Origin of the sequence: Cupriavidus sp. D39 (assembly GCF_026627925.1) — a bacterium.
GTDB lineage: Bacteria > Pseudomonadota > Gammaproteobacteria > Burkholderiales > Burkholderiaceae > Cupriavidus > Cupriavidus ulmosensis.
This window is the reverse complement of record NZ_JAPNLE010000007.1, coordinates 505,531-518,378: the sequence shown is the minus strand read 5'-3', so window position 1 is coordinate 518,378 and position 12,848 is coordinate 505,531. Positions and strand designations below refer to the sequence as shown.

15 protein-coding genes and 2 pseudogenes are annotated in these 12,848 nt (G+C 58.6%); 8 read left to right on the top strand and 9 right to left on the bottom strand.

What is annotated here, in order from left to right:
* Window positions 1-143 precede the first annotated feature (143 nt).
* Window positions 144-359 (bottom strand): DUF2945 domain-containing protein, encoded by a 216-nt coding sequence (locus OMK73_RS09580; RefSeq protein ID WP_267601797.1) that lies wholly within the window; start codon window positions 357-359, stop codon window positions 144-146.
* Between the two features lie 30 nt (window positions 360-389).
* Window positions 390-938, bottom strand: a complete 549-nt coding sequence (locus OMK73_RS09575) for a DUF488 family protein (RefSeq protein WP_267601796.1) — start codon at window positions 936-938, stop codon at window positions 390-392.
* A gap of 593 nt (window positions 939-1,531) precedes the next feature.
* On the opposite strand from OMK73_RS09575, the gene OMK73_RS09570 reads away from it, so the two are divergent.
* The 4 genes from OMK73_RS09570 to OMK73_RS09555 all read left to right on the top strand — a co-directional run bounded on the left by OMK73_RS09570 (window position 1,532) and on the right by OMK73_RS09555 (window position 3,104).
* Entirely contained in the window at window positions 1,532-1,900 is a 369-nt protein-coding gene (locus OMK73_RS09570; RefSeq protein ID WP_267601795.1) for a BON domain-containing protein, read from the top strand.
* Window positions 1,901-2,009: 109 nt separating this feature from the next.
* Window positions 2,010-2,291 carry a hypothetical protein gene (locus tag OMK73_RS09565; protein WP_267601794.1) on the top strand — a complete coding sequence of 94 codons (282 nt, stop codon included), beginning with the start codon at window positions 2,010-2,012 and terminating at the stop codon, window positions 2,289-2,291.
* A gap of 64 nt (window positions 2,292-2,355) precedes the next feature.
* Entirely contained in the window at window positions 2,356-2,697 is a 342-nt protein-coding gene (locus OMK73_RS09560; RefSeq protein WP_267601793.1) for a hypothetical protein, read from the top strand.
* Window positions 2,698-2,852: 155 nt separating this feature from the next.
* Window positions 2,853-3,104 carry a hypothetical protein gene (locus OMK73_RS09555; protein WP_267601792.1) on the top strand — a complete coding sequence of 84 codons (252 nt, stop codon included), beginning with the start codon at window positions 2,853-2,855 and terminating at the stop codon, window positions 3,102-3,104.
* A 325-nt stretch (window positions 3,105-3,429) separates the two neighbouring features.
* Here the strand turns inward: OMK73_RS09555 and OMK73_RS09550 are convergent, their stop codons facing one another.
* The 3 genes from OMK73_RS09550 to OMK73_RS09540 form a co-directional block, all read right to left on the bottom strand.
* Window positions 3,430-3,948, bottom strand: a complete 519-nt coding sequence (locus tag OMK73_RS09550; RefSeq protein WP_267601791.1) for a DUF4142 domain-containing protein — start codon at window positions 3,946-3,948, stop codon at window positions 3,430-3,432.
* 835 nt (window positions 3,949-4,783) lie between these two features.
* Window positions 4,784-5,638: a metallophosphoesterase family protein gene (locus OMK73_RS09545; RefSeq protein ID WP_267601790.1), complete on the bottom strand. Its 855-nt coding sequence runs from the start codon at window positions 5,636-5,638 to the stop codon at window positions 4,784-4,786.
* The gene (locus OMK73_RS09540) at window positions 5,635-6,603 is read right to left on the bottom strand and encodes a diacylglycerol/lipid kinase family protein (RefSeq protein WP_267601788.1); all 969 of its coding nucleotides are present in this window, start codon (window positions 6,601-6,603) and stop codon (window positions 5,635-5,637) included. The genes OMK73_RS09545 and OMK73_RS09540 overlap by 4 nt, the downstream gene beginning before the upstream one ends.
* A gap of 1,351 nt (window positions 6,604-7,954) precedes the next feature.
* Between OMK73_RS09540 and OMK73_RS09535 the strand changes: the two genes are divergently transcribed.
* The 3 genes and pseudogenes from OMK73_RS09535 to OMK73_RS09525 form a co-directional block, all read left to right on the top strand.
* Window positions 7,955-8,194: a hypothetical protein gene (locus OMK73_RS09535; protein ID WP_267601787.1), complete on the top strand. Its 240-nt coding sequence runs from the start codon at window positions 7,955-7,957 to the stop codon at window positions 8,192-8,194.
* 1,131 nt (window positions 8,195-9,325) lie between these two features.
* Window positions 9,326-9,598 (top strand): hypothetical protein, encoded by a 273-nt coding sequence (locus OMK73_RS09530; RefSeq protein ID WP_267601786.1) that lies wholly within the window; start codon window positions 9,326-9,328, stop codon window positions 9,596-9,598.
* A 221-nt stretch (window positions 9,599-9,819) separates the two neighbouring features.
* Window positions 9,820-10,290: pseudogene (locus tag OMK73_RS09525) on the top strand (ISKra4 family transposase); the annotation flags it as partial.
* Between the two features lie 224 nt (window positions 10,291-10,514).
* Here OMK73_RS09525 and OMK73_RS09520 read toward each other — a convergent pair.
* Together OMK73_RS09520 and OMK73_RS09515 are read right to left on the bottom strand one after the other, a co-directional pair.
* Complete coding sequence (locus tag OMK73_RS09520) at window positions 10,515-10,880, bottom strand: cupredoxin domain-containing protein (RefSeq protein WP_267601785.1); 366 nt, start codon at window positions 10,878-10,880, stop codon at window positions 10,515-10,517.
* A gap of 23 nt (window positions 10,881-10,903) precedes the next feature.
* Window positions 10,904-11,421 (bottom strand): annotated as a pseudogene (locus tag OMK73_RS09515) (DUF4142 domain-containing protein).
* A gap of 200 nt (window positions 11,422-11,621) precedes the next feature.
* Between OMK73_RS09515 and OMK73_RS09510 the strand changes: the two are divergent.
* A complete protein-coding gene (locus OMK73_RS09510; protein ID WP_267601784.1) occupies window positions 11,622-11,771 on the top strand; it encodes a hypothetical protein in 150 nt (49 codons plus the stop codon).
* Between the two features lie 142 nt (window positions 11,772-11,913).
* Here OMK73_RS09510 and OMK73_RS09505 read toward each other — a convergent pair whose 3' ends face one another.
* Together OMK73_RS09505 and OMK73_RS09500 are read right to left on the bottom strand one after the other, a co-directional pair.
* Complete coding sequence (locus tag OMK73_RS09505) at window positions 11,914-12,129, bottom strand: DUF2945 domain-containing protein (RefSeq protein WP_267601783.1); 216 nt, start codon at window positions 12,127-12,129, stop codon at window positions 11,914-11,916.
* Window positions 12,119-12,706, bottom strand: a complete 588-nt coding sequence (locus OMK73_RS09500) for a DUF488 family protein (protein WP_267601781.1) — start codon at window positions 12,704-12,706, stop codon at window positions 12,119-12,121. Before OMK73_RS09500 ends, OMK73_RS09505 begins: the two co-directional genes overlap by 11 nt.
* Window positions 12,707-12,848 lie beyond the last annotated feature (142 nt).

Genomic DNA, 12,848 nt, shown 5'->3' with positions numbered 1-12,848 from the left:
GGATTGCGAGTTCGTTGTCGCGGCAGCCATGATGGGCAGACCGGACGATGCGTGCGCCGAACGGCGAGCCGGCGGAGACGATCGCCGGTGAGTTGCGCGTTTGGCTTTTTGGACCCAGGCATGGCTCACCGGATCACAATGTCTCAATCTCCTTTCTTCGTTAGTGCCGCGCCCTTGTGCATAGCGATGTGATCAGTCTTGTCACTCTTGATCTCATACTGCGGTTCATCGATGCTTGCATGGTGCGTATATCCCTTGTAATCGACATTTTTTGTGTGCACCTTGATGATCTTTCCGCTCACATGTCCCCCTTCCGAGTTCCATGTCACGTGATCGCCTACTTTGAAAATTGCAGTCATGACGGCTTTTGGCTTTAATGTTTCACTTGCTCAAATGCACATGTGACGATTCTTGTCGCGGATAGGTGATGAGTGGTCCGTCCACGCTGGCGAAAGGTGTAAGGTGGTGCACTTGTAGGCGCGTTCCGTCAATGATCTCCATCGCGCAAATACCGTGGGCACCAGTGCGTCGGAGATCAGGGAGCGATGACAGCGCCATGGCACCGCTTCTGCGCACATCAGCACAATGCGATCCCGCTTGGCTCGCTCGATGAGGTCCGCCAGATTGTCCGCGAATTCCTCCGTCTGCATATAGTCGGCGAAACCACGGAAGGACGCATTTCGCCATCCCAGATTGAGGGACCCCGGATGCGTGCGTCGAAAGCCTCCCAGACCGGCGACATGCGCATAGTGGATTCCGGCGCTCTCAAGCGCTGGCCGGAGGGTGTCGGGGTTGAACTGAGGGTTGTGGCGAGAGCGAGGCACGGTGCGCACGTCAATAAGCTGTGTTACCGAATGACCCACAAGCAACAGAATAAATTCTCCAAGGGAGCGCGTCGAATGGCCTACGGTCAATACGATGGAACGGGAGTATGGCATCCACATCTCGGGTTTCCAGTCGCGAACAAGCCGATGCCCTGTGCGGATCGCAAACCGGGATGATTCTTGCAGACCTGGCGACAGCATGTCCAAGCACGCGAGAACTCACTGGACTATAGGTCGCATTGTTCGCCTTCGCCCATGTCAATGCCTATCTCCCGGCACCCGACACAACGCGGGCGCACGGTCTGTCGGGTTATTGCGGATAACTCGGCCGGATCAACTCCCGAAGCGGGATCGGGGTGACCTGACCCTAATGGGATAGCCGATGCACGCCAAGAGCAGCCTGGCGTCACTGATGCGCTCAGGGGGATGAGCACCGTTACCGGAACCACCGTGTCAACCGAATCATGCGAAGACGGTTGGGAACACCGGTCAGCGATCTCCCAGTACGCGCAAGAATTTCATACGTGTCCGCCATCGTACCGACTTCAAGGCAAATTGGCGTCAGTCTTATTCTGTCGGGGGCTGCGTGATGAAGGAGAGACTCTTTCGTGATGCCAAGCCGGACGGCCGCCTTTTTCAGGGCGGTTCGCGTACCGGAGCACTCCGCGTCTGCAATCACTGATTCGATCCGAATCGAGGTAGTTCGAATGAAATCCATCCCGCTCACCAAATTCGCCTCCGGCTCCGCATGCATCATGCTCGCGGCGAGCTTCTATGCTCCGCTTAGCCAAGGCGCGGCGGACGCCCCTGCGGCGTCGCCCATGAACCCCAATCCCACGCATGGGACGGTTGGTGAAGGCATGAGCGACACGGCCATCACGACCAAGGTCAAGGCCAGCCTGCTCGAGCAAAAGAATCTGAGTTCGATGCACGTCCACGTGCGCACCCGCGAAGGCGTGGTTCGGCTGACCGGCAGCGTTCCGTCCGCGGCAGAAAGGCAGATGGCAGCCGACGTTGTCCACGGTGTCACCGGCGTGAAATCGGTAGAAAATCATCTGGTCATCCACAAGTCGTGATGGGTCGGCAAGCACCCGGCGAGTCTTATCGCCTGCAAGGCAGCGTAGCACCTTGCAGGCGTTCGCCGCCGACGATGACCGGTCGAATCACACCGACACAGGAGCCATCATGCACAAGGTCAGGACCTCGCACCGCAAGTCGGGGACCAGTGCCCGCGCGTTAGTCCCCCCAGCCGAGGAAAGTTACACCTACCAGGAGGCCGTGGACGAATCGCTGGAGATGACATTCCCGGCTCGCGACCCGATCTCACCCGGCGCCGCCATGTACGCGGACAAGCAAGTCAGCACCAGACGCGATGTGACCGACTGGAAGCTCGCGGCTAGCAGTGAACACCAGTCCGCGGGCGCCAAGCCCGCCGCGCAACGCAAGGACAAAACCCGCGCGCACTGACAAGAAGCGCGGGCCAACGCCCGACGCATTTCCCCACCTACCATCCTATCCCTGAAGTCAAACCATGAACGCAAATGAACTCGACCGCAACAGCGGCGGGCCGCGCGCAGCCATCGTCGGTCCCCGGCGCCAATCGTCTATAGCCGGCCTTTTAGGGGACCGTCCTAGTAATGCAAATACCCTGGTTCTCCTCGAAGTTGATTCGACTTCCGGTGTTGCGTGCGTCTATGGTCGCATCCGGCACCGCTTCGACCGCCAGGTCGATCCTTGCAAACGTACGGAGCATCTGGTTCGGTCTCGTGAAGCGGGCTTCAACCATTACCTCGTCATGCCCGCGGATCTTCGCGAGTTGGATCCCCTCATCGCGTCTTGGCGCAATAGTCTGGAGTCTGGAGGCAGTGAGTAGGGGCAGTCGTCCTGGATGTTGCGGCGCGACTCACCGGACTGTGGACGGACTGTGGATGAAGCCTGCAAACGGGTCGCCGCGCACCGAACGGCGTCCTCCGTGCGCAGTTCTCCTCGAAGCGTATCCTGGAGAACCGCCGGCATCTGCATATCGGCATGACCGTCAACTACGTCGCCGACGATCTCATGCAGCCGCTGCGGCAGGGCCGTATCCTCGAGTTGCGGCAAACACCGGCCGTGATCGAGGACACCGCTACGCGCCGACGCTGGGCTTTACCCTATGCCGCCGTCATTGTCGCACCACCGCCTCGGCTCAAGAGCCACCGCACGCCTCACCGCCACCACCTCGAGCGCAGCGGGCTGACTTCATGGTGGGGGATACCGTCGCCTTCACGGATCAGCACCTGAACGAGTGCATCGGCATCATTGTGCGCGTCAACCAGAAGACCCGCATCCGTCCAATGCGACCCGAATGACAGCCATTGGCGCGTCTCCTTCGGGCTTCTGCGCAAAGTCGTCGACCTGCAGCCGTCACTCACTACTAGCGGAAAACGTCAAGTCGCTTAAGGACGGGTTCCGCTGACGCTTACGTCTTCTCGGCCACGATTGCGCTGTGACCACCGCAGAGCAAGCTCCAGGCAAAGACCAGTGCAACCGCCAGCAGGTGCTTTAGCTCTTGTCCATCGTGTCGTGTAGGTAGTTGGTGCATGGACGTCATCGGTCATGCAGAGAGTTACTTGCCGAGCGATGATTGGATCTTCTTCGCATGCTCCAGGTGCCCCACAAACGCTGGACGCACAGCAACCAGTAGCGCCTTTAGCTCACCGTTCTGGGCATTGGGAATGAGCGTCTTGTCGAGTGCCTCAATCACTTGCTCATGATACGTCACTTCGTGATCAATATATGCCTGGTCGAAACTCGCGCCCTTGAGTCCCTTCAGGGTCTTTATGTTCTCGTCGCCGCCAGACTGCAAGCTCTCACTCGTTGGATTCTTTTCCGGAGTGACCTTTAGTTTCTTGACCAGAGCCACAGCCTGTTTGTTCACACCAGTATGGTCAGTGACCATCTGTTTTCCGAAAGCCTTTACTTCGCGAGAGTGACCGTCCTTCTCCGCAATTTTCCCCGCGTCAATGTCGACTTGGTTTGCGGTTACAACGATCGCCGCAATCTGCGCGTCGTTGGGTGTTTGGGCCGCGGCTCCAACTGCGGCGAGGGCCAAAATAGCTCCAAGAATTACGGAGATGTTTTTCATTGTTCTGCTCCTCAGCGATGAGTTAGCCACGCACTCGCAGCGCCTGCATGGTGGTGGGGCTGTTGCTGCTCGGGGTACCCGCAAGAGCGTTGGCTGTCCCTAAAGGGCGCTACGGCAGCATATTGAATATAGGCTAGGTGACGACAATTTACATGCCGGTGCCAAGTGGGCCACACCAGGAAGTGTCTTGACGAACAAATTAGCTGAAGCGGCATCACGAGCGAGAGACACACTATGGCAGTGCCGTGGGTGACAAAGTCTGCTTCAGCGCACTTACACCGCTAGGCGCCAAGAAGCCAATACTCTTCGCCGGCGCCGACAAGCGGCCCGCACCCTGCCACGGAAATAATGCTGACTTACGATGAACCAAGAGCCGACGTGAGAGTATCCGAGGGGGATCAGGACGCGCTGACGAAGATCAGCGGAGCGGAAGATAAGGAAACAGGATCAAGCTCATGATGGCGGCGGCACGCTGCACCGCGAGCAGAACAGAATAGCCAGCTATTATGCTCAACTTGGCATACGCGTGGCAACTTCGGCCAAGCTCAACGGCGCGATCCGTATGCCTACCTCAAGGACGTGCTCAAGCGCCTGCAGACCCAGAAGACCAACGACATCGCCGACTCCTTCTCATCGTTGGACCGTGGCCGCCCTCGCTGCATAACCTTGTCAAGATGGCTTCACCGGGCGCTTACATTTGAGCTGCATGCAGCACAAGTTGATCGTCGGACCTGGATAATGTGGAGTGCTATAGTCGTCGACGGAAGCGTTACCGGGGCTTTCCAGCACCGCTCGCGACCGGCCGGCCGTCATCCCGGTCGCACGAATGCCCAGTTCACCTCGCACTGTTAGTGCCATCCCTCAGTCTGCGTTCGAGCGACGCATCGAAGTGCAATTCGATAACGTCAACGCGCTGGAAGCGGTGCTGCCCGTCGACGTAGTCCCAGCGTTCTACCAACGCGCTGCGCCGTCGATTGGCCGACGACACGCCGCGAATTAGGTTGACAGAATTGCCAGCTTCGAAGCGCACGCGCGACGACACCGCCGTACCGGCCTGCACGGCCCAGACCTTGCGGGGCAGCGTAGCAAAGCGCTCGTGCAGCGCGGTGACGAAAGGCAAGTGGATGTGGCCGCCAAGGATCAAGTCCGCGCCGGCCTGCGACCAGCGGCGCACTGCCGCCGCGCAACCGTGCAGCAGATTCGTCTTGTCGTGCACACTGGTCACCGCGACCGGCTGGTGCGTGACCACCACGCGCAACTGCGTCTCGGCAGCCTGTTCGAGACGCGCCGCAACGCGCTCGACTTGTTCGGCGGATACCTCGCCGTTCTTGTGGCGATAGAAGCGTGTGGTGTTCAGCGTGATGACTAGCCATTGGTCCGATTCGAATATCGGCTCGAGCTCATCGCCGAATGCCTGGCGGTAGTTCGCATACGGGCGGAACAAACGCGAGCCTAGATTGAACAGCGGAATATCGTGGTTGCCCGGGATTATCAGCGTTGCGGCGACGTGGAGCCGGTCGACGAACGCGCGCGCGGCGAGAAACTGCTTGCGTCGCGCGCGTTGCGTAATGTCGCCGGATAGCACAACCAGTTCCGGCGCGGCGTCGTGCACGAGGCGCACCAGCGCCTCAACGACGTCTGGCAGTTCAGTGCCGAAGTGGGGATCGGAAATCTGAAGTAGCAAGGTCATGAGCGGTTAGAAGGCGACGGTGCGCCGCAGGGCTCGGGTTTCAACAGATAGAGCGGCTCAGCTGCGACCCGGAATTCGAAGGGCGGTTGGAGCCAGACGATTTCGCCGTCGGTCGCGACCTTCATGCCGCGCGCTCGACGGCGCGTTGAGGGCGTGACCGTGATCCGCCGGAAGGAAAAACTGATCACGTCGTCGGAAGTGCCAAGCTTGCCGAGCGCACCGCGCACTATCAGCCAATACTGTGTCAGCATGCCGACCGGTCGCATCGTCAACGCGACGAGCAAGCCATGTTCCGGCTCCGACGCTTGCGGAATGCCGATCCGCTCGAGTTGAAGCCGGTTGTTGCCGACGAACAGCGTCGGCGTGCGCATCGGGCGTGTGTCTCCATCGTGCTCAATTAGCAACCGCAACGACCGATGTTCTTGCAGCAGCGTGACCAGTGCCGACAGTACCGCCACGATTCGGCTGCGGCCGAATATTCGCTTGTAGGCCTCGCGGTCCTCGAGCAGTTCCGGGTAGAGTCCAAGGCTCGCATTGACCAAGAATACGCGATCGTTGACCAGCCCGACTTGTACAGGATACGCATGTGCCGACAGCAGGAGTTGCGTCGCATCAGCCGTGTCGGCCGGGATACCATGGGTCCGGCCGAAATAGTTGAAGGTACCTTGTGGCAGCACGCCGAACAGGCAACCGCTTCCGAGTGTCGCCTGCGCGACCGTGCGGATCGTGCCGTCACCGCCGGCCGCGACCACCACGCCGCCGCGAGAGCGTGCTTCATCGACGGTCTGCCGTGCGACTTGGTCTAGCTTCTCGGGCCGCTCGATCATGCGCACGTGGTGCTCGCGCTTAGCGCGGGCCAAGATGGTCTCGATCGTGCTGCGCGTGGCGGCAGCATCGTTGCTGCCGGACCCTACGTTCAGGACGATATGAAATGGCGCTGCAGCGTCGACCGGAGTGGGAGGCATTTAGTCGTCGGCCAGTAAACGTGGTGACACATGATAGCCCTCGAAGCCAACAATATGGTGCGGCGCCTGGCCCAGATATAAAGCCACCAGCATTGGATATCAACGAGATCTGAACAGAGACGTACCGTGGCAACAGCTTCCGTCGAGACACCACAGCGTTGCAGTTTTTTGTCCCGCGAAGCATCCAGCCCATCGCTCACTGTGCGTAGGCGAATCAAAATTGGAGTTTCTCAATCATCACACTCTGCCGCTCTGATAGCGGACGCTTCCGAGCGAATACCGGGAACGATATGTTCACCTCAGTGGCTCCGATAATCCTGACAGAGGCGCACCTTGGCGTCCCGAGTCGCGCCCTAGTGAATGCGTTTGATTTCGCCAGGTAAAAGGTGTCACGCGTCACATCTGCGAGGACTTTGCGGCAGAGGCGCATCCCGCGTGCGGTGCCTGATTGCGGTATCGAAACAGTCAAAGGGGTCGTCGGGCTGCCGAACACTCGGTAAAGCTCGCATACACGCTGCCGCCGGCAAATTTCTAGACCCGGCAAAGCGGTGATGCCGCGCCATCCGCGCCGGCCGTTCCTCCGCAGACGCACCATATCGCCGCAAGGATCGTCGTCGCGATTGTTAGGTTCAATGGTCTGCCCAGTGGAGGCAACTTACGTTCGACGAGCGCACGCCTGGGCGGGGACCCGGGCACGGATTCGTCGGCGGCTCGGTCAGAGCTCAAAGGGCAGCCGACCGGCATCATCTCGACGTGCACGGTCGGGATCCCAACTCAATACGTGCGGCCTAGGTACCGAAGTCCAGATCAGCCCAGATGCGACAGGCTCGCTATCCGGCCTGCCGCCATGCCGCCCCGCATAGACCGAGACTTGTAGGACGAATCCGGTATGAAATCAGTGCGTGCCCGATAGCATTTGCGTGTGGTGTAAACGAGACTGAAGAACTCAGTTGTTGGACAAGCCGATGCTTCCCTTCGTTCTCGTTACCCTCGCGGCAATCGCGGTGATTGTCATTGTGATTTACCTAATGAAATAGTGGTCATGCTCCGAGCGAGTGGCCGAAGGGCTAAATGAGGCGAGCACGGACACTGGGTAGGCGAGCACCGCGCCCACGGCCGGTATCGTACCAAGTGGGGACCAAAATAATGGTGGAGTTAGTTTCCAGTGCCGACGGTGCTTTCAAAGTGTCGCAAACTTTGCGCGCCGGGTTGTGGCCAGTGATCGTTTCTGTCTCGCCAAACCGGAGCCGCCCAAACGAAGCAATTTCTCCAGCCATTCACCAAGAAGCAGCTGTTTCAAGATGAAACGTCGTGGCTCTGGTGCGGCAACAGACAATACCTTGGAGATCCTATGGCTTTCAAATACACCTTCATTGATGTAACCAACGCCACGCCCGCCGGCGCTCCTGTTCTCGTGGCTGAGTTGACCGCAGACGCGCCCATCCCTCACCTCGCTATTGGTGTGGTCATTCGCCTGCCGGACGCCGCCGGCAAGTCTTGGCTGGTAAAGGAGTTGTGCCTGAGTCCGACGATCCAGACCAACGTAATCGGCGCGGACCTGACGGCTTTAGTCTACGTGACTGGCACGTAATCCTTGGACCTTCGGGCATCCACAAGAGAGCTGCGCAGCTGTTACGCGGCTCTTCCCCTGTCCTTCGATCTGGTCGTGCCACCGCACTGCGATGCGGCCATGCTCATCCAAGTGGCGCGCGAGCGAGTCTGGAAAGTTAGGGCGAGGATGCAGTCCTTCAGTATTCAGAAGGGCAAGATCGGCATTAACTCGCGCCGCCCTGCGAAGGGGCCAGCGGGAAGGCGTGAGCAGCCGGGGCGGGCGCAGTGCGGGGCCAAGCCCGCGCCCCGGCGTCGGCTACTCCTACACCATCATTTGTGCGACAGGTTGTCACTCAATTGCATTGAGGACACCACCCGAAACCGCTGGACCTGTCCGGACCGGACGCAGACGCCCGTGTTTAGTATGAGCAAGCGGCCGCTGAACACGACTGAAGCATCATTCCCGTCCCCGATCCCGTAGTTCATCATTCGGATATCGCGTGTCGAGTTGGATCTGCAAAGTCTCAGTTTTCATAGCGCGTGCTGCGGCCGGCCTAAGTGACTTGATCATCCCGAGGGGACAGGAACAGCGACTTGACGCATCGGGTGAAGGGCGTTTTGACTACTACCGTACAGACACACCCGTGTGGCATGTGAGAGGGTTCTACTACACCCTGCGCGCACCAGCGATGTTCTAGGAAAGCGCACACAAGGCATGTATCGTCGCACATCCCGTAACTAGTAGCGCCGCAGGTCTTTGTTGTGACGGAGCGCTAGCTCTCGCTGCACGTTTCGTGAGTGGGCCCGTGACCCACGCATCGCACAACTGCTTAAGCTAGTGGGAAATTTAAGGAGAGCGTCATGAACATCGTCTGGCTTGTCGGAGCTGTGGTTATTGTTATGTTCTTGCTTGGCTATTTGGGATTGAGGTAAGGCCGTCGTCCAAGGTGGAGAGCTCGTCATCGCTATCCGGTCCGTTATGGTCGGATTCGCCTTTAGAGAATTCGCCACGCGCATCGAACACTGGCGACCACTCCTGAAGCAGGCGAATTCCTCACAGGTAGGTATCTGAGGAGAACAGAAGTGCCTCTTCGGTACGCCAATTACAACTACCACCGGGCCATCCACGCCAGCGGACAAGCTGCTCGTTACATAGGGCAAGGAGTATTCCATGAATACGATCACCGCTTCGCTCCACCTGCCATGGCGCACGATGGTTTCCAGGCTCTGCTTGAGCCTTGGTGTCATTAGCGCTTTGGCGGCGGTGATCTGGATTGGCTTGGTCGGGTGGCAGCTCTTCAGAGTGACCTCCCACGAGGGAATCGACCCGGTTGATGCGTTGATTTGCCTTGTCGGATTCGTGCTTTTTGGCGCGGTCTCGTTTATCAGTTGGGAGTGCCTATCGGAAGACGCGAGTTCGCGTCGCTCTTCTGCCGCTGACTGATCCAGTGGGCTGCACGACCTGCGCATACGGCTGCGCGTCGGTGTCGCCCACGCCCGACGCGAGGTATCGCCTCCAACGCCTCGCGCTTCAGTTGATAAAGCCGTTTCGCTCGCATTAAACACCGGCAAACCAATCCAGCGCGGCGCCGTCTGAGGCCTGCCCGGTACGCTTGCTGATTGCACCTTGCTGAACACGCCACCTGCTCTCTCGGAAGCCGAGCGCTGCAGAACCTTGAACAGATGATCAAGGGCCGGCTAGCACACGGCGAAGGCCCGAGCAACGCGACCTTGATCAAGGCGCTGCGAGGGGCCAAGGGGCACCTCTGGCACGGCTGGCCCTATCCAGCATTGCAACGGCTGGAAAGGCTCGGCTGGGATCTCATGCCGAGGCCAGTCCCGAGGAGGCGAAGCTCCTTGCCAAGCTCGAGGAATTCATCGTCTACCTGGAGAACAACCAGCGCTTCATCGTGAACTACGGTGATCGCTATCGCCATGGCGAGCCGATTGCCTCCGGCTTCGTCGAGTCGGTCGTCAACCTGGTGCTCAGCAAGCGCTTTGTACGGATGATTCCCACTGCAAGCGCATGCGCTTCTGCAAATCCGGACCGCCTTGCTTAATGAACAGTTCCGGTCGCACTTCGAACGATGGCATCCCTCCATCGCTGGTGAATGCATTCATCGCGTCGCCACTTAGCCCTCGCTTTGGCAAGGTCTCCCAGAAGGCCTCATTGTGTCGGCAATACCTTGCCCCTGCTCGTCCGCTAGTACCGACCATCGCCTCACTCCCGCCTACCGTGAAGTCGTTGCCTTCTCATCACCGCCCGGTACTCGCCACACGGGTTCCGCTGACACTTACCAGCGGACACGCTTGTAGCCAGAAGACACAACCACCCGGAGTCGCACGCTCGATATAGCCGACTATTCGACTTTGAGCATACCCTTCATATTCGGGTGCAGCGTGCAGGCATAGGGGAACTCGCCTGCTTTGTGCGCAATATATCGCCACGACCCGCCAGCAACGATGCTGCGCGAGTCGAACACCCCTGGTGCGGTGACGGTATGGGGATACGGATCTTTGTTGACCCACATAATCGTATCGCCTCGCTTGACGCGGATGGCCTCGGGCTCAAACTTCGCGCCCTGGATCACCACCGTGTGTCTTGCTGTCTTCTCGGCCGCGATTGCGCTGGGACCAACGCAGAGCAAGCCCCACGCAAGGACCAGTGCAACCGCGAGCAGGTGTCTTCGCTGCCGCCCATCGGGTCGTGTCGGTAGTTGGCGCATGGACGTCATGCTCGTGCAGAGAATTACTTGGCTAGCGAGGATTGGATCTGCTTCGCATGCTCCAGGTGCCCCACAAACGCGGGGCGCACAGCAACCAGCAGCGCCTTTAGCTCACCGTTCTGCGCGTTGGGAATGAGCGTCTTGTCGAGTGCATCAATCACTTGTTCGTGATACGTCACTTCGTGATCAATATATGCCTTGTCGAAACTCGCGCCCTTGAGTCCCTTCAGGGTCTGTATGTTCTCGTCGCCGCCAGACTGCAAGCTCTCACTCGTTGGATTTTTTCGGGAGTGACCTTTAACTTCTTGACCAGTGCCACGGCCTGTTTATTCACACCAGTATGGTCGGTGACCATCTGTTTTCCGAAAGCCTTTACATCGCGGGAGTGACCGCTCTTCTCTGCAATTTTTCCCGCGTCAATGTCGACTTGGTTTGCAGTTACGACGATCGCTGCGATCTGCGCATCGTTGGGTGATTGGGCCGCAGCTCCGATTGCGGCGAGGGCCAAGATGGCACCAAGAGTTATGGAGGTGTTTTTCATTGTTCTGCTCCTCAGCAAGGACTTAGCCACGCATTCTTGCCCCGCATGGCAGTGGGCTTGGTGCTGATCCCGTGCGTGGATTTAGCGGCACCCGCAGAAGCGTTGGGCTATCCCTAAAGGCGCTACGGCAGCACATAGAATATAGGCTAGGCGAAGACAATTTACATGCCGGGGCGAAGCGGGCCACACCAGGAAATGCCTTGACGAACAAATTTGCTGAAGCGGCGTCACGAGCGAGAAACACACAATGGCAGGCTGCTGTGCCGTGGGTGACAAATTTTGCTGCAATGCACTTACAGGCCCAGACGCCAGCGGCAGCCAAATACGCCTGCTGCCTGATCTTCATCTGAGCTGATCTTGGTCAGCGCGTCCTGATCTCCATCGGCTAGCACGCAGGCCGGGGCTATGCGGACCAGTCATCCGGCAATGCTTTTGTCGGCCACCAGGCCTTGGGTGTCTCGACCATAGCCCAGCTTGCCGGACTGCGATGCCTCAGTCGCCTTTCTTCGCTAGCACAGCGCCCTTGTGCATCGCGATGTGGTCTGTCTTGTCACTCTTGATCTCATACTGTGGGTCATCGATGCTCGCATGGTGCGTGTATCCCTTGTAATCGACATTTTTTGTGTGCACCTTGATGATCATTCCGCTCACGCGCCCTCCTTCCGAGTTCCATGTCACGTGATCACCTACCTTGAAGTTAGCTGTCATGATGGTCTTTTGGCACTAAGGTTTTGCTCAGTTGCTCGGGTGACGATTCTTGTTGCGGATAAGTGATGAGTGAGCCGTCCACCTTGGCAAAAGGTGTGAGTGTGTGCATTTGTAAACGTGTTCTGTTGACAATCTCCATGGCGCAAATTCCGTGGACAACCAGTGCATCGGCGATCAGTGAACGATGACAACGCCATGGCACAGCCTCCGCGCACATCAGCACAATTCGCTCCCGCTTGGTTCGCTCGATGAGGTCCGCCAGACTCTCCTCGAATTCGGCAGTCTGCATATAGTCGGCGAAACCACGAAAGGATGCATTTCGCCATCCCATATTCTGGGACCCCAGGTGAGTGCGTCGAAAGCCTCCTAGTCCGGCGGCATGCTCGTAGCGGATGCCGATGCTTTCAAGTGCAAGCCCGACGGTGTCACGATTGAACTGAGGGTTTCGGCGAGAGCGAGGCACAGTACGCACGTCGATAAGCTGCGTCACTGAATGCGCCGCAAGCAACAGAATGAATTCTCCAAGGGAGCGCGTCGAATGGCCTACGGTCAATACGATGGACTGGGAGTAGTGCATTCGCGTCTCGGATGCCCAGTCGCGAACAATCCGGTGCACCGTGCAGATCGCAACTTCGGCTGATTTTTTGCAGACCTGGCGCCAGCATGTCCAACTCCAGCCACGCGAGATCTCATTGGAATATAGGCGGAATTGTTCGCCT

Bases quoted from the DNA above. Each gene is read 5' to 3' on its own strand.
- OMK73_RS09550 (WP_267601791.1), bottom strand. From the start codon at position 3,948: ATGAAAAACATCTCCGTAATTCTTGGAGCTATTTTGGCCCTCGCCGCA.
- OMK73_RS09520 (WP_267601785.1), bottom strand. From the start codon at position 10,880: ATGCGCCAACTACCGACACGACCCGATGGGCGGCAGCGAAGACACCTG.
- OMK73_RS09535 (WP_267601787.1), top strand. From the start codon at position 7,955: ATGGCTTTCAAATACACCTTCATTGATGTAACCAACGCCACGCCCGCC.
- OMK73_RS09530 (WP_267601786.1), top strand. From the start codon at position 9,326: ATGAATACGATCACCGCTTCGCTCCACCTGCCATGGCGCACGATGGTT.
- OMK73_RS09580 (WP_267601797.1), bottom strand. From the start codon at position 359: ATGACTGCAATTTTCAAAGTAGGCGATCACGTGACATGGAACTCGGAA.
- OMK73_RS09555 (WP_267601792.1), top strand. From the start codon at position 2,853: ATGACCGTCAACTACGTCGCCGACGATCTCATGCAGCCGCTGCGGCAG.
- OMK73_RS09500 (WP_267601781.1), bottom strand. From the start codon at position 12,706: ATGCACTACTCCCAGTCCATCGTATTGACCGTAGGCCATTCGACGCGC.
- OMK73_RS09505 (WP_267601783.1), bottom strand. From the start codon at position 12,129: ATGACAGCTAACTTCAAGGTAGGTGATCACGTGACATGGAACTCGGAA.
- OMK73_RS09540 (WP_267601788.1), bottom strand. From the start codon at position 6,603: ATGCCTCCCACTCCGGTCGACGCTGCAGCGCCATTTCATATCGTCCTG.
- OMK73_RS09575 (WP_267601796.1), bottom strand. From the start codon at position 938: ATGCCATACTCCCGTTCCATCGTATTGACCGTAGGCCATTCGACGCGC.
- OMK73_RS09545 (WP_267601790.1), bottom strand. From the start codon at position 5,638: ATGACCTTGCTACTTCAGATTTCCGATCCCCACTTCGGCACTGAACTG.
- OMK73_RS09560 (WP_267601793.1), top strand. From the start codon at position 2,356: ATGAACGCAAATGAACTCGACCGCAACAGCGGCGGGCCGCGCGCAGCC.
- OMK73_RS09570 (WP_267601795.1), top strand. From the start codon at position 1,532: ATGAAATCCATCCCGCTCACCAAATTCGCCTCCGGCTCCGCATGCATC.
- OMK73_RS09565 (WP_267601794.1), top strand. From the start codon at position 2,010: ATGCACAAGGTCAGGACCTCGCACCGCAAGTCGGGGACCAGTGCCCGC.